Annotated in this window: 17 protein-coding genes and 1 riboswitch; of the genes, 9 read left to right on the top strand and 8 right to left on the bottom strand. The window is 60.3% G+C overall.

Features of this window, described 5'->3' with window-relative positions; genetic code table 11:
• Positions 1-200 precede the first annotated feature (200 nt).
• Complete coding sequence (locus ACX80T_RS03155; protein WP_459303667.1) at positions 201-2891, top strand: cation-translocating P-type ATPase; 2691 nt, start codon at positions 201-203, stop codon at positions 2889-2891.
• Here the strand turns inward: ACX80T_RS03155 and ACX80T_RS03160 are convergent, their stop codons facing one another.
• The gene (locus tag ACX80T_RS03160) at positions 2892-3158 is read right to left on the bottom strand and encodes a DUF1538 family protein (RefSeq protein ID WP_459303668.1); all 267 of its coding nucleotides are present in this window, start codon (positions 3156-3158) and stop codon (positions 2892-2894) included. It abuts the gene before it with no gap.
• A 134-nt stretch (positions 3159-3292) separates the two neighbouring features.
• On the opposite strand from ACX80T_RS03160, the gene ACX80T_RS03165 reads away from it, so the two are divergent.
• Complete coding sequence (locus ACX80T_RS03165; protein ID WP_459303669.1) at positions 3293-3601, top strand: response regulator transcription factor; 309 nt, start codon at positions 3293-3295, stop codon at positions 3599-3601.
• Positions 3602-3629: 28 nt separating this feature from the next.
• A complete protein-coding gene (locus ACX80T_RS03170; RefSeq protein ID WP_459303670.1) occupies positions 3630-4370 on the top strand; it encodes a GntR family transcriptional regulator in 741 nt (246 codons plus the stop codon).
• An 11-nt stretch (positions 4371-4381) separates the two neighbouring features.
• On the opposite strand, the gene ACX80T_RS03175 is transcribed toward ACX80T_RS03170, so the two are convergent.
• The 5 genes from ACX80T_RS03175 to ACX80T_RS03195 form a co-directional block, all read right to left on the bottom strand.
• Positions 4382-4879, bottom strand: coding sequence for a hypothetical protein (locus ACX80T_RS03175; protein WP_459303671.1), 498 nt, complete (start codon positions 4877-4879; stop codon positions 4382-4384).
• Positions 4876-5754 (bottom strand): cytochrome c biogenesis CcdA family protein, encoded by an 879-nt coding sequence (locus ACX80T_RS03180; protein WP_459303672.1) that lies wholly within the window; start codon positions 5752-5754, stop codon positions 4876-4878. The genes ACX80T_RS03175 and ACX80T_RS03180 overlap by 4 nt, the downstream gene beginning before the upstream one ends.
• Complete coding sequence (locus ACX80T_RS03185) at positions 5754-6494, bottom strand: DsbA family protein (RefSeq protein ID WP_459303673.1); 741 nt, start codon at positions 6492-6494, stop codon at positions 5754-5756. The genes ACX80T_RS03180 and ACX80T_RS03185 overlap by 1 nt, the downstream gene beginning before the upstream one ends.
• Before the next feature lie 161 nt (positions 6495-6655).
• Positions 6656-7555, bottom strand: coding sequence for a LysM peptidoglycan-binding domain-containing protein (locus ACX80T_RS03190; RefSeq protein WP_459303674.1), 900 nt, complete (start codon positions 7553-7555; stop codon positions 6656-6658).
• Between the two features lie 2 nt (positions 7556-7557).
• Positions 7558-7736, bottom strand: a riboswitch (cyclic di-AMP (ydaO/yuaA leader).
• Positions 7737-7878: 142 nt separating this feature from the next.
• The gene (locus tag ACX80T_RS03195) at positions 7879-8607 is read right to left on the bottom strand and encodes a VIT1/CCC1 transporter family protein (RefSeq protein ID WP_459303675.1); all 729 of its coding nucleotides are present in this window, start codon (positions 8605-8607) and stop codon (positions 7879-7881) included.
• A gap of 256 nt (positions 8608-8863) precedes the next feature.
• Between ACX80T_RS03195 and ACX80T_RS03200 the strand changes: the two genes are divergently transcribed.
• Complete coding sequence (locus tag ACX80T_RS03200; RefSeq protein ID WP_459303676.1) at positions 8864-9295, top strand: universal stress protein; 432 nt, start codon at positions 8864-8866, stop codon at positions 9293-9295.
• Between the two features lie 172 nt (positions 9296-9467).
• On the top strand, positions 9468-10493 hold the full coding sequence (locus ACX80T_RS03205) for an isopenicillin N synthase family dioxygenase (RefSeq protein ID WP_459303677.1): 1026 nt from the start codon (positions 9468-9470) through the stop codon (positions 10491-10493).
• A 59-nt stretch (positions 10494-10552) separates the two neighbouring features.
• On the opposite strand, the gene ACX80T_RS03210 is transcribed toward ACX80T_RS03205, so the two are convergent.
• On the bottom strand, positions 10553-11041 hold the full coding sequence (locus tag ACX80T_RS03210; protein WP_459303678.1) for an Lrp/AsnC family transcriptional regulator: 489 nt from the start codon (positions 11039-11041) through the stop codon (positions 10553-10555).
• 566 nt (positions 11042-11607) lie between these two features.
• Between ACX80T_RS03210 and ACX80T_RS03215 the strand changes: the two genes are divergently transcribed.
• Complete coding sequence (locus ACX80T_RS03215; protein WP_459303679.1) at positions 11608-12408, top strand: serine hydrolase; 801 nt, start codon at positions 11608-11610, stop codon at positions 12406-12408.
• Positions 12409-12502: 94 nt separating this feature from the next.
• On the opposite strand, the gene ACX80T_RS03220 is transcribed toward ACX80T_RS03215, so the two are convergent.
• Positions 12503-12760, bottom strand: coding sequence for a metal-sensitive transcriptional regulator (locus tag ACX80T_RS03220; protein ID WP_019482226.1), 258 nt, complete (start codon positions 12758-12760; stop codon positions 12503-12505).
• 121 nt (positions 12761-12881) lie between these two features.
• Here ACX80T_RS03220 and ACX80T_RS03225 point away from each other — a divergent pair, with 121 nt between their 5' ends.
• The 3 genes from ACX80T_RS03225 (at position 12882) to ACX80T_RS03235 (ending at position 14806) form a co-directional block, all read left to right on the top strand.
• Positions 12882-13502, top strand: a complete 621-nt coding sequence (locus tag ACX80T_RS03225; protein WP_459303680.1) for a rhodanese-like domain-containing protein — start codon at positions 12882-12884, stop codon at positions 13500-13502.
• Positions 13499-14401, top strand: a complete 903-nt coding sequence (locus tag ACX80T_RS03230) for a sulfite exporter TauE/SafE family protein (protein ID WP_459303681.1) — start codon at positions 13499-13501, stop codon at positions 14399-14401. The genes ACX80T_RS03225 and ACX80T_RS03230 overlap by 4 nt, the downstream gene beginning before the upstream one ends.
• 108 nt (positions 14402-14509) lie before the next feature.
• Positions 14510-14806, top strand: coding sequence for a rhodanese-like domain-containing protein (locus ACX80T_RS03235; RefSeq protein WP_024475554.1), 297 nt, complete (start codon positions 14510-14512; stop codon positions 14804-14806).
• Positions 14807-14887 lie beyond the last annotated feature (81 nt).

Genomic DNA, 14887 nt, shown 5'->3' on the forward strand with positions numbered 1-14887 from the left:
CGTTCACGATCAGTCCTTGACTGGTTGAAGGTCTCCTCCTTAGACCATGCCCTGGCTGAATTCGGGTAGGTAGATCCTAAGGACCCCTTCTGGAAGGCCTCTACGCCGCACAGGAGCTCCCGCTGTCCTGTTGCAGCCAGCTGCTGTACTCGGTCCGAAGGTCCCTTGTCGGATAGCCAGTGTCCGAGAAGACTGAGCCCATGGCAGCCCAGCCCGCGGCCTCCGCGCCGAGCTCAGTCACGCCACCCTCATGGCACGCGTTGAATCCTCCCGAGGTCTTCTCGGTTTTGTCATCGGGCCCGCAAGGGCTCAGCGGTTCCGAGGCTACCCGCCGACTGGCTGAACTGGGCCCGAACGAGCTGAGCTTCGCGAAGCTGAGCCCCTGGTGGCGGGTACTTTTTCGCCAGTTCATCAGCCCGCTGATTGGTATTCTGCTGGTGGCGGCTGTGGTGACCCTGGTTCAGCAGCACTGGGTGGACGCAGGCGCGATCTTCCTCATCCTGTGTATCAATGCGGCCCTGGGCTTTTTTCAGGAACGCAAGGCGGAGGAGGCCGTGCGTGCACTCCAATCGTTGACCAGCCCGACGTGCCGGGTACTGCGGGACGGCACAGAACAGGTAATCCCGGGGCGAGACGTCGTCCGCGGGGACGTGGTGCTGCTGGAGAGCGGCGAACGGGTATCGGCTGACCTGCGGCTTTTCGAAGCCAACGGACTGCAGATGGATGAGTCGATGCTGACGGGGGAGTCCTTCGCCGCGTCCAAGCATACCGCTGCCTTGCCAGTAGACATCAGCGACGCCGACAAAACGAACGTGGCATTCAGTGGCACATTTGTTGGGAATGGCAGAGGCAAAGGCGTCGTGATTGCGACTGGGGCCAGCACTGCCCTGGGAGAGATCAACGCCCTCGTCCAGGGCCCAACCGGGAAATCACCGCTACAGCTGCTCACCCACAGCCTGGAGCGGCGGATCGGCCTGATCGTCCTCGCCGCGATTGTCTTCATCTTCATCGCCGGGCTGGTGCTAGGCAACGACGTCTCTACGATGTTCCGCACCGCTGTCGGACTGGCGGTTGCCAGCATTCCCGAGTCACTGCCGATCGTCCTGACGGTGGCGCTGAGCCTGGGGGTGTCACGGATGGCCCGGCGGAACGCGATTGTGCGCACTCTGCCTGCCGTTGAGACGTTAGGGTCCACCAATGTCATTGGTTCGGACAAGACCGGGACGCTCACCGAGAACCGGCTGACCGTGGAGAGGATCTGGACGAGTGACGGGACCGTGGATGTTTCCGCTGGGGACGACGACGGCGGATCAACGGACTCGCCCCTGGTGCGTGCCGTCCTGCGCGCCGGTGCACTGACCAATGAGGCGACACTCTCCGCCGAAGACGATGACCTTGAATATTCAGGCGACGCGGTCGACGCGGCAATGGCCCTGACCGCCGTCGTCCGCGCCGCGATCAGTGAAGCGGAGCGCACAGCCGAACCGGCTGCCCATCAACCCTATGAACCTCACCTGCGCTATTCTCAGACCGTTCAGCAGGATGCCGCCGGGCGCCGGACACTGTACGTGAAGGGATCTCCGGAGGCAGTACTGGCTGGGGCAGTTGTTCTGGGGGTACCCGGCGGAACCGATCCTCTGGACGAGGCGCAGATCCACGCGGCCAACGAGGCGATGGGCAGGGAAGGGCTGCGTGTCATTGCCACCGGGTCCAGAATCCTCGCCGATAGCGAGGAACTGCCTTCACCTCTGCCGCCGCCCTCCGGTCTGACGTTCCTAGGGATGGAAGGAATGACTGATCCTCCGCGGGCCGGAGTAGCCGACGCCATTGTGAAATGCAGACGGGCCGGGATCAAAGTCATGATGATCACCGGAGACCATCCTGTGACGGCGACGGCAATCGCCGGCCGGCTCGGCCTCTCGACGGACAAACCCCCACTCACTGGCGCCGAAATGGCGGACCTGGATGATCAGATGCTCGCCGCCCGGATCCTGCAAACGTCCGTTGCGGCACGGGTGTCCCCGGTGGAGAAGCTCCGGATCGTGCGCGCGCTGCAGGCCCACGGCAAAGTCGTCGCTGTCACCGGCGACGGCGTCAACGACGCCCCGGCCCTCAAGGCGGCTGCGATCGGCGTCGCGATGGGTAAGTCCGGAACCGACGTCGCCCGCGAATCCTCCGATGTCGTACTGACCGACGACAACTTCGTCACCATCGTGCACGCCGTAGAAGAGGGGCGGGTCACGTTCTCCGCGGTCCGGAAGACCACTTTCTTCCTGCTCTCCACTGGTACGGCCGCCCTGGTTGCCGTAACCTTGAGCGTTTTCGCCGAGGTGCCCCTGCTGTTCCTGCCGGTCCAGATGCTGTGGATGAACGTGGTGACCAATGGCGCCCAGGACATCGCCCTGACCTTCGAACCGGCTGAAGGTGATGAGCTCACCCGCCCGCCCCGCGCGCCGTCCGAGGGCATCCTTTCGCGCACCCTGTGGTTCCGGGCGGGGATCACCGGCTGCTGGATGGCGCTGGCCGTGACCCTGACTTTCATTGTGGCTCTACACAACGGGTACACGGAAACCCATGCCCGGACCTTCGCGCTGACGATGTTCGTGGTGCTTACCTTCTTTCAGGTCCACAGTTCGCGGGCCGAAAACAAGTCCTTCTTCCAGCTCCGGCTGCTGGCGAACAAACCTCTGCTCTTCACCTCTCTGGCGGCCCAGACATTGCACTGGGCTGTGCAAACCTGGCCGGTCTCCGCGGACTTACTCGGGCTCACGCCCCTGCGTCCGTGGGAATGGCTCCTTTGCATCGGCATCGGCTCAACGGTGCTGATCATCGTGGAGGCCGAGAAGGGCGTCCGGCGCTGGGCGCACCGCCATGACACGCCACCGGCTTGATTAGAACCCCGCCCCACGGCGAGGCGGCCCGCAACAATATCCGCCCGCTCCGCGACAGAGGCAAAAACCTATAGCGAAACCAAACGGCAACAACAGGCTCAGCGCGCCGCGCCGGACAAACTGATTGGCCAAATTCTTGCCCACCGGAAAGATGCTCAGATCCAGCCCATACAGGAACAAGACAACCCCAACAGTGACGATGAATAACCCGGCCAACAAAACCCCGGGTTCATCAGCCACGGAACGGAAAACCAAAACCTGAAACACCTGGCGTTGGCGAAACTAGAAAGTCCAGGCACCCAGTCCCGGGGCGAGTGTGCTGCAGGCGCCCGGGCAATCGCTGACCAGCAGGGGATTGCATCCCCTGCTGGCGGAACTCCGAGGTCGCCGAGTCAGTCTCTATGACGGGCCCACTAACACCTCGAGAGTTCGAGATCGTGAAGATTGTGGCCACTGGCATGACAAACACCGAGATCGCCGAGCGTTTGTTTAGCTCCGAGCGCACCGTTGAGAACCACATGAGTCGGGCGATGTTGAAGGTCGGCGTTACCTCTCGCACAGCGCCAGGAGTGTGGCACGGGACCCAGCGAGACAATCCCTCACGGTTCCATTCCCAGGTCGTTCAAGCTGCGCCATTCGGCCAGTTGCTGGGGCGTAGCCTTGGTTCAGCTAGTAAATGGGATGAATGGGGATGCGGGTGTGCGGTTTGAATGAAGGGTTTCGGGAGGGATTACCGGCATGACGACAACTGATGGAACTAGAGCGGCAGGTCCGTTGTGGAAACGGGTGAGCGCCGATTTGTTGAGCGAGCTCCAACGTGGCACTTTCGATGCTCGGTTCCCGGGCGAGCTTGAGTTGGCGCAACGATACGGGGTCAGCCGTGGAACGATCAGGGCAGCGTTGAGGCCCTTGCGGGATGCGGGGCACGTTAACGCGCATCCCGGGCGAATGTCGCGGGTCCAGGCGGGAGGAAATACAGCCTTCGGCCCGTTATACAGCCTGCTGGCGTCCGTGCGAGACTCTGGGATGGAACACCGAAGCGTTGTGCTTCAACAAGAAATCACACAGAGTCCTGCCACGGCGGCCCTGCTCTCCTTGAAGCAGGACGCCGAATTCTTCCATCTCACTCGGGTGCGCTTTGCCGACGAGGAGCCAATTGCGCTGGACGAAGTGTGGATGCCTGCAGATATTGCGGGAGGTTTAGTGGATTCAGATTTCACCAGAAACTCCTTGTATGGGGAGCTCGAGAAGCATTGCGGAATGGTCCTCAACGGCGGAACTGAGCAACTCTCGGCTGTCCTGGCCGCTCCGGAGCACTCGAGACTTCTGCAATGTGCCGCCGGTTCGCCACTTCTACTGATCGAGCGAACTGGGTGTCATCGGGCGCAGTACGTCGAGTTCCGACGGACCTATGTTGTGGGTGACCGAGTGGAGATTGCGACCAACTTCGGGTGTAAAGCGGATCCGCCGACGTCCTGAACAAACGGCCGTTATACCGACTTCGCTGGGACTGGGCAACGATCCTCGTACGTGGCGCGCCGGTAGAAGGCCCAGGAGAGTAGGCCGATAGCGAGAACCGCGAGGAGGGGTTGAATGGGCTCGAAGTACTGCATCGCTCCCGAGGTTCCCAGAGCGAGCAAGACGATCTTGTTGCACACCGGGCAGCCGACGGCAAAAAAGGTCACGATCGCCCCCGCGATGCCCGAACGGGTCCGCGGAGATTCCTCGATCCGATCCTGAGCGATATAGGTACCGAGGACCAGGCCGCTTAGCGCCGACGAGATGATCAGTGCTGGCACCGACCACCAGGTGGGGGGAACTTCACGGCTGAAAAATGGCGTGTCGATGAGATCGGTCGGAATGGCTACGAGCAGGAAGGTCGCCACCGCACCGAATAGCACGGCGATCCACCGGCGTAAGGGCCACTGAAGAAGAGCGTTGAGCAGAGTGGGTCGCTGAGTCGTGGGGTTCTCGGTGCGGGGAGTCATGGAGCTTCCTTTGACACTTGATCCGAAGACGCTCCTGGTGATGCGGGGTCATTCGGGGGTGCCGATGACCTGTGGCTGCGCCGGCGTAAGTAGAGGGCGCCGGTTGCGGTGAGGAGCATGAGAATTGACAGCATGACAGCTACGTCGGGGATTGAGTCCGCGAAGGTACGTACCGCGTTCTCGAGGGCGAACTGGTCAGTAACGGAAAGGATCCCACCCAGACTCGCTGTTCCGTCTGTGGCGATGAGGAAGATTCCGATGCCGATTGAAAGGGAGCCAGAGATCACCATAATCCAGGTGTTGGACCACCGTCCGATGGTTACAGGGCGGGGACGAAGCCACCGACGTCCGGAAACGCCGAGGCGGTCCCACAGTGCCGCGAGGAAGAACAGTGGGACTGCCATTCCCAGTGCATAGATGGCGAGCAGAATTCCGCCGTAGACGGCGTTGCTGCCAGCTGCGGCGACGGTAAGAATTGACCCAAGGATAGGTCCGGTACAGGCTCCTGCGACCCCGTACGCCAATCCGAGGACGAAGACGGAACCGCCGGAACCGCCAGTCGCGGACCGGGTACGGATGAATGCCGGTAGGCGGACACCGAGGATCTGAATGAGACCCAAAACGATCATAAGGGCGGCTGCGAGCCCGATGAGAATGTGTCGGTCAGTGGTGACGAGAGACCCCAGGGTGCCAGCGAAGACCCCCAGGGGTACGAGGGTGCACAACAATCCTGCGTAGAAGAGCAAGGTCCGGCCGACCAGTTGCCGTTTTGTGCTGAAGGCATACGCGAAGAATGCTGGCAGCAACAATGCTGAGCACGGACTGAGGAGGGTGAGGAGACCACCGAGGAACGCCCCGCTGTATCCGATTAGCATTACTGGGGACTGGTTTCTGCCAACACAGTCTCAATGGCTTGTTCAAATACTTCTACTGGTTGGGCGCCCGAGATGGGGATGTCGTTCACCAGAAACAAGGGTGTTCCGGTAGCTCCCAGGGCTGCGGCTTCCTCAGCGTCGGTTTGAACAGCCTGATTGAGCTCCTCTGAGTCCAGATCCGCTGTGAACGCCGTGATGTCGGCTACCCCAACTTCTTCTGCGATGCGGATCAGCTCCTCGCGCGGGAGGCTGATATGTCCGCGGTCGGGGGCCGCAGCGAAGACGGCTTTATTGAACTCCCAGAACCTATCCTGTTCCCCTGCTGCCCGGCCCGCAACTGCAGCATCAAGAGACTCAGCCCCGAAAACAGGTAAATCTCGCCACTCAATCCTTAGTTCTCCGCTAGCTACATACTGCTCGACCAACGCCGGCAATGTCTCGCGCGAGAAAACCCCGCAGAACGGGCATCTATAATCGGCGTATTCGACTAGAACAACGGGGGCGTCGACCTCACCCATTGCTAACGGGTCGTCGGCGATGCGCCGGGATAAATCGAACTTTTCTTCCTCCCGGCCGCCGGATTCCTCTGCGACGTCTGTTCCTGATCCATCTGAAGCGGGTGAGGAGGCTCGCTGGGAAGCGATCAAACCAATAATCAGGATGAGCGCGGCGACAAGCAGGGCAGCGATGAGGGTGGCCGATCGAACACCCGCGGTTCGTTGATCAGATTCTTGTGGCATTCATTACTCCTGGCATCGTGCGCCCCCTGGGAAGGCACAAGGGGAGGGAAAAGGGGGATTCACCCGGACACCAGATCCCTGTTTGTCGGATCTGGTGTCCGGGCGCGTCCGAGAAACACCGCTGTCAGCGAGGTCAGAGCCCCGCCAGCGAGGTTGGATAACTAGATGTTGACCCGGTAATAGACAGGACCGGAACCCACATTGACGGATTCCTCAACGGTCTGGTTACCGTTCCAGCCGCTGTGGATGGCTCGTCCGTCGCCGAGGTAGACGGCGTTGTGTGAAAAGCCCATCCCGCCGTCGGCGTAGTAGACGAAGTCGCCGGGCTGGGGATCTGATACCGGAGTAGCGAAGGCCATCAAGGACTCAGGGGACTCGTCTCCCACCCCCATCACCCCGGCGGCTCGCAATGCCCCTTCGCCCAGGACGGTGCAGTCCTGAATAGCGCCCAACTGCGTGTTGGCGAAGGCAAGAATACGGCTGTTGGCAGTACCGCTCTGGGGAGCGTCCGAGGAATCCCAGATATTTCCTGACTCGCTGCTCACCCGGTTACTCAGGGGACTGATCGATGCACTTTGTGTACTCACGCTAAAGTCGGAAACCGCTGATGACGAGGCTGCGGAGCCAGAGGCAACCGGTGCAGCAGTCACGGCATTCGACTCCTCGGACAGCACGATGGTGTTTCCCGGGTAGATGATTGACGCGACGGTGAGCTGGTTTAGGCTCAGCAGCTTGTGCAACGCCACACCTGTCTGAACGCTGATAGCGCCCAGCGAATCACCTGACTTCACGGTGTACGCAGTGCCTTGATTGGTGGGGCTCCCCTCCACTTCGACTGGTGAAGCAGCCGATGAGAACGATGAAACGGTGTGATCCTGCGCCGGGTGGGCGATCGCCGAAGCGTGGGCGGGGCTTGCTCCCGCCGCAAGCATTCCGGAAGCAACCACAAGCGCGGCGATCTTGGGTCCCCCCTGAGGCAGGACGGCTTGCCTGCTGAGGAGAAGAATCGAACGGCTTTTCGTATCGGCGCGATGTCGGGCGCGCACAGTATTTGATGACATGGATAATCTCTCCCTATACCTACGAGGTGAGCTGTCGGATTCGGATGGGAGACACCCGGCCGCACGAGGACAAACGCCCCGCCCGGCTTCACCCCAAGGGTTCCTAAAGAACCCACCTATGGTTTCCCCGCCCCAGCCTTCCTATCTAAAGGACCAAGGCCTTTGGCTGGGTTCGGTAAAAGGCCTCGATAAGCCCCACCTTCAGTGGGGCACTGTATTAAACCTACTCGGAAAAACGAAATGTACAAACATTTACACTGACGGCGCCTCCCTGGTTGGCAACCTCAATGAAGAGAGAGCGATTCCCAGGCATCAGTGGAGCGTCAGACCACTCCCGTGGTGCCCAGGAGTGACCCGATAAGGAAAGTGGCTGCCAATGCCAGCGCGCCGCCAAGAACGATCCTTACGGTCGGGCGCGTCGCCGGGTTGCCGCCAATCCGTGCGCTGCCGTAGCCGGTTACGGCGAGGGCAATCAGGACTGCGACGAAGGTCGCGAGGACACGAGTTTCCTCTGGAAACAGAAGAATCGTCAGCAGGGGCAGGATCGCGCCAAGGGTGAAGGCCAGCGCAGATGCGGCCGCAGCAGCTAGCGGGCTCGCCACGGCGTCCTCGCGCAATCCGAGTTCAGCTTCGAGATGGGCCCCCAGGGCATCGTGTTTGGTGAGTTCCACTGCCACCTGATGGGCTGTGTCCTGGCTAAGCCCCTTCGATTCGTAGATTCCGGCCAGCTCCGCAAGTTCCGCTTCAGGCTCGGTTTCAAGCTCAAGGCGTTCCTTGGCGATGAGGGCCTGCTGGCTGTCTTTCTGACTACTCACGGACACATACTCTCCGAGGGCCATGGATATCGCACCGCCGACAAGACCGGCAATGCCAGCGGCAAGAATCACGGGGGTTGCCGTTGTCGCTCCCGCAACTCCGACGACGAGGGCAGCGACCGAGACAATCCCATCATTGGCTCCAAGCACACCCGCTCGAAGCCAATTGAGCCTGCCATGGATGGTGTTGTCATGGGGTTCGTCACTATGCGTGCCTGGTACGGGATAACTAGTCATGCCCGTAATGTAGGCCCCCACGAGCCAGTACACCAGTAAGGATCGGCTCTCCTGTCGGGATTCCGATTCGGGTGACCTCGACGGAATTCGCTCTGCTCCACTGCGGCGCTGAAAGGGGCTTGCAATAGTCACCGAGCCGGCCGTTTTGATCCGGGCGTCGGCGAAGAGGCATGGGATTCTTTGACCGAGTAAGGTAAGCGAACCAAGTAGGCACCACATACCGCAATTGCGGTTCGAAGTTCGAGGAGGAAACGTCATGACCGGAAGTGTGATTGTTGGTGTGGATGGAAGCGAGACCGCGTACAAGGCAGCATCGCGCGCCGCGACTCTTGCCGAAGGCCTCGATGCAGAACTTGTGGTGGTCAGCGCGCACATTACGGGTAACACGGAAGTTGTCCATATCGGCAACGACACTTGGATACTGGATGATGCAGAGCAGGCTCTCAAGTTGGCCGAGCAAGTTACAGTGAAACTGCGCGAGCAACACCCTTCCGTGAAGGTGCGCCCCGCTGCGGGGCGGGGCAAGCCGCAGGATGTCCTCATCGAGGAAGCCGAGCGTGTCGGTGCCCAATTGCTGGTGGTAGGCAACGTGGGAATGAAGGGGCTTCGACGGGTTCTGGGAAGCGTTGCGTGGAGTGTCGTACATAACGCACCCTGTGACGTGCTCGTCGTGAAGACCGCCTCCTGATTTCACTGCAGCTCCCAAGCTGCGGCTTGGGCTGAAGCGAGGACTGCGCAGGGCCACAAAGTCAGATCGACATACTTCGCAACGGGATCGTTCGTCTCTTCGGCTTGAGTCGTAACATTGAAGCGGATACGGACTTCGGTTTCCGAAACGCGTTGTAAAGGACTATAAGAACTTGTCACTCGAATCACTGCCCGTCCTGGATTACTCTCAGCTGAACGCAGGCCCCGAGGAGGCATCGGACTTCCGGGACGAATTGCGCAATGCGATGCACGAGGTCGGATTCCTATACCTGGCAGGTCATGGCATCCCGCAGGAGCTCACTGACGCCATGCTCGCTACCTCCAGACGCTTCTTCGACTTGTCGGAGGAGCAAAAACTCGAGCTGGAGAACGTTCATAGCCCCCAGTTTCGTGGCTACACGAGGATGGGCGCCGAATTGACTGATCGGGCGGTGGACTGGCGAGAGCAGATCGACATTGGCGTCGAGCGCAACGCTGTGGAACCGGCGGCAGGGGTCGCTGACTACTGGCGGTTGGAAGGCCCCAATTTGTGGCCGGCTGAATTGCCCGAGATGCGGAAGATCGTCTCTGAGTGGACACAGCGACTGAGTGCCATCTCCCTCGACCTTTTACGGGCGCTTGCTGTGTCTCTCGGTGCACCGGAGGACAGTTTCGATGAAGCCTTTGGTTCAAGCGCCTTCCCGATGCTGAAAATCGTGCGTTACCCGGGGGAGTCCGGCAACGAGCCGAAACAGGGCGTCGGGTCGCACCGCGACGGCGGAGTGCTCACACTGCTCCTGGTGGAACCGGGAAAGGGCGGACTCCAGGTCGAATACCAAGGAGAGTGGGTCGACGTACCCCAGGTTCCTGGAACGTTCGTGGTCAACATCGGTGAAATGCTCGAATTGGCGACAAACGGCTACCTCAAGGCGACACTGCACCGTGTCATCTCACCTGGTACCGGAACCGACAGGATTTCCCTGCCCTTCTTCTACAATCCGGCGCTGGATGCCACCATGCCCGCACTGCGCATGAGCCCGCAATTTCACGCCAAGGCCCAGGGGCTGTCGGTGGACCCGACCAACAGCCCAATCCTTGAAACCTATGGGGATAATGCTCTGCGCTATCGGTTGCGGGCCCACCCAAACGTTGCCGCGCTTCACCACGCCGACCTCCTGCAGCAGCAAGGGCAGCAATAAGGAACGTAGACAGTCACCAGGCATGAAGCGCAGCGGAACCGCTGTACCGATCCGTTGGGTTAGCCACCCAGCGTCGCAAGCAGCGGACTCATCCGGTAGGGGATGGGCTGGCGAAGAAACATGCTGGTTCTGGTTCGCAGGATTCCGGGGCAGAGGCGAATCTCTTCTGACACTCGGTAGAGGTCGTCCGGGTCGCGAGCGACAACCCGGCAGAGAAGGTCTGTTTCTCCTGCGGGTGCAAGACATTCGACAATTTCGGGAATGGCGCGGAGCCCTTCAACGGCAACATCGATCCTGTGCTGGTCAAGCTCTGCGGCTACATGCGCTGATATGAACAGGCCGAGGGCCTCTGGCGCGATGCGCACGCTGTTGTCCCTCAGGGCACCTTGTGACTCGTAGCGCTCCAGGCGCGCCTGGACCGTGCCGCGGGCCAACCCTGTGCGGTGCGCGATGGCCAGCACGGTCATTCGAGGGTCAGCGTCGAGTGCTTCGAGGACAGCGCGATCAATAGCATCCCTGATCGGACGTTGATCTTTGTTGATGGCCATGGTTCTCCTCAATAGGCGCGGTCAGGATGACCAAGGTTGGCATTCGTATAGCTAGAAGTCTAGTCAGATTGACTACCAAATACGCCGACTATTGCACACAGGTATGACGATGTTGCTCAATGGAAGACAGAAAGGTCAGGAATGGAGATCCCCTTCCCAGGCTTTGCAAGCAGCTAGTGAGTACACCCCTCCAAGGTTGTGAAGTGTCGCTCCCATAAGGAGCGCACTCGGTCCGTCGCCCCACCCCTGCTGCGGACTCCATTGAGCTGGATTGCGGCCGATGACACCGCTGGAAGGGTTCATATCTACGGTTGACCTGCACACTGGTTCTTGTCCCTGCGGTGGTCTGTGGGACGCTCGTAACAGGCGAGGCACTGAATGCAAGGTGTTGCCGGAGGTCACAGAGACGCCAAATATCGGTTTGTTGAGATGCCGGCGCGTCGTACCGGCCATGACAAGATCGAACCACCTGGGAGGTCACCACGAAGAAGTTTGCGTTCTTGCCTGCACTTGTATTGTTGGTGGCCGGTGCTGGCTGCGCTCCGGCGACAGGGAAGCCGACGGACATGGCTCCCGAAGAAACCTCGACGGCTATACCCTCTGCCGCCGATATGCTCCCGACGGATGCTGAACGTTCAGCGGAGCGTCCGTCGTCCCCCGTAGCGGAAGCACCCGAGTCACTTGATGAAGACATCACAGCGATCCTTGACGCCGCAGGTGACTACCGCGTCGGGGTCGCGATAGCCGACACTTCCGGCGATAATGCACGACTTTTCGGGGAAGAGTCAGCGTTCTTTGCTGCCAGCACGGCAAAGATCATTACGGCTGCAGCCTTCTACCATTCAGTCGAAGACGGCGAAGCCAGTCTCGATGAAAACCTGGGCAAAGAAGACGCGGGCTTCCAGATCCAGGACATGGTCAACAACAGTGACAACAATGCCTGGTTGCTCCTGATGCAGTCGGTCGGTTATCCGGAACTGACTGACTATGCCGAGTCCCTTGGTGTTGCCTATGATCCCGAGGAAAATCTGCTTACCACCGCGGATATGGCGCGGGTGCTGACAATGCTTCATGAGGGAGAGCTGCTGAACCGGGAGAATACAGCTCAGCTGCTGGGCTACATGCAGGAAACGAACAATGAAGAACTAATCCCTGCAGGAGCCAGTCCGGAGGTCACCGTGCATCATAAGTACGGACTGATAGGTTCAGATCTCCACGATGCTGCACTCCTGACCCATGGCGATTCCACTGTAGCCCTCGTGATCTACACCAAGAACACCGGTGACGGTAGTGAAGCCGATCAGATCCAGCTAATTCGTTCCCTGACCCGCGCGGCTGAGGATGCGCTCTTCGCTGCTGACTTATGAGTGCCTGTGATTCCAGAGGCGAAGGCAGCGGGACTCGCAACGCCCGAGGCGAAGGCATGTGCTGAAGCTTTCTCCTAAGGGAAGATCATGCCGGTTAGGCGAGGGAGAGGAAAAGCTTCTCGAGTTCTTTCCTGTCCATCGTGGCGTCCTCGCGAACGATGCACTGCTCGAGACCGCTGGCAATAATAGCGAAACCAGCCCTATCGAGTGCCTTGGAAACGGCGGCCAGCTGCGTCACGATGTCCTTGCAGTCCTTGCTCTCCTCAAGCATGCGCGTAACAGCAGCGAGCTGACCCTGCGCACGTTTAAGTCTGTTGACGACCGGCGCTAGTTCAGTCGAATCAAGTTGCATGAGATCTCCAAGGGCTTAGATTGTGTACGATCCATCGTATACCCCCTGGGGTGTTTTGCATACCCATGGGGTATCTGTAATACTCGGTGGGGTATCCAGTACATTCTTTTGAGAGGCACACATGACTCCTGTTTCCACGTCCACTTCCATCACAGCACTTGATCCGGGGACTCTGCGTGAATGGGCGACAGAGCATCAGGACCTCGTCGTGATCGACGTCCGCTCCGCCGCCGAATTTGAGTCCATGCATATCCGCGGCTCCTACAACGTGCCGCTGCCGTTGCTGTCAGAGCACACCGATGAGCTTGCAGCCCGCCTGGCCTCACGCGTCGTGCTGGTCTGTCATTCGGGCATCCGCGCCGAACAGGCCCGCCAGCGGCTAGCAACCTCAGGTATTGACACCGCCTATGTACTGACCGGTGGTGTTCCAGGATTTGCTGCCGCCGGTGGAGATGTAGTCAAGGGTAAGGACCGCTGGGATCTAGAGCGCCAGGTCCGTCTCGCAGCAGGTTCCCTGGTGATGGTGGGCCTCACTGGAGGTAAATTCGTATCACCGAAAATCCGTTTGTTGGCCGGTGTCATTGGCACTGGTCTCACCTTCTCGGCCGCAACCAACACCTGTGCGATGGGTAAAGCCATCTCGACGATGCCGTGGAACAGGGCCGCTGTTGATCCCACACGCGAAAGTGCCATACTGACTCTTCCCGTTGCTAACGCCGGAGATGAGACCACAACCTCATGACCACCACCCTGGTCCTGGTTCTGGCCCTCTCTGTGGTGATCGGGCTCTCCCTCGGCGTGCTGGGTGGCGGCGGATCGATCCTCACCGTCCCAATCCTGGTCTACGTCGCCGGGTTTGAGGCCAAGGAGGCTATCGCCGCTTCCCTTTTCGTCGTCGGCGTCACATCAGCGGTCAGTGTCATCAGTCACGCCCGTGGGGGGAGGGTGATGTGGCGAACCGGCTTGATCTTTGGCGCGGCCGGAATGGTCGGTGCATTTGCCGGCGGTCTCCTGGGTGGCCAAATCCCGGGGCAGATCCTGCTCATTGCCTTTGCGCTCATGATGGTCGCCACCTCCGTGGCGATGCTTCGCGGACGTAAGAAAAAATCGACGGACAGCGGTGAGCCAGTCAAGCACGAACTTCCTATCGGCAGAGTGCTGCTGGATGGGGCTGTTGTGGGGCTTGTGACTGGACTAGTCGGCGCAGGCGGCGGATTCCTCGTCGTTCCAGCGTTGGCATTGCTCGGTGGCTTGCCGATGTCGATTGCCGTCGGTACCTCGCTCGTCGTCATCGCCATGAAGTCCTTCGCCGGACTCGCTGGGTATCTGACGACGGTGCAGATCGACTGGGGTATCACCCTGGCCGTGACCGCGGCGGCCGTCGTGGGCACCCTAATTGGCTCCAGACTGGCCGGGCGAATTCCCGAGGTGGCCCTGCGGAAGGCTTTTGGGTGGTTCGTTCTGGCAATGGGCACGTTTGTACTCATTCAGCAGGCACCCGCTGACCTGCGGTGGTTCTTTGTTGCTGGGGTTGCCACACTCGCGGCAGTCGGCGTTGTGGCCTGCTGGTTCTTCCTCAAATCGTGTCCCCTTCGCAAGCCTGACGGGCCACGACGCGAGAAGGCCCCGTCGCCCGCCTGAATCACAGCCCACGCTAGGCGAGACCTGTGGGCCCACCCGCAATCCAATCGTTCGGCGGGCAAGACCTGACCGCTGCCACACCCTAATGAACTATTGAAGGAGAAAACCATGGCTGAAATTACCATCAACGAGGCCGACCAACGCCGTTCAGAGTCGATCATCCTCGATGTTCGGGAAGATTTTGAGGTAGCCGAGGGCATGATCCCCGGGGCGTTGCATATCCCGATGGGCGAGTTGCAGGCGCGACTGTCCGAACTGAATCCCTCGGTTCATGTGATCGCCGTGTGCCGGAGCGGCAACCGCTCCGCCCGGGTTGCCGACGCGCTGAACGGCGCAGGGTTTACCGCCGACACGATGGCCGGTGGAATGTCTGCCTGGACCAAGGCCGGCCTTCCAACTACCTAACCCATTCCGCCGATGGCCGCCATGGGGGCGTGCTCCAGAGCGTGAAGCATAGAAGAATTTCGCCTTGCCATATACCCCTAG

The organism is Arthrobacter sp. Sr33 (assembly GCF_054511195.1).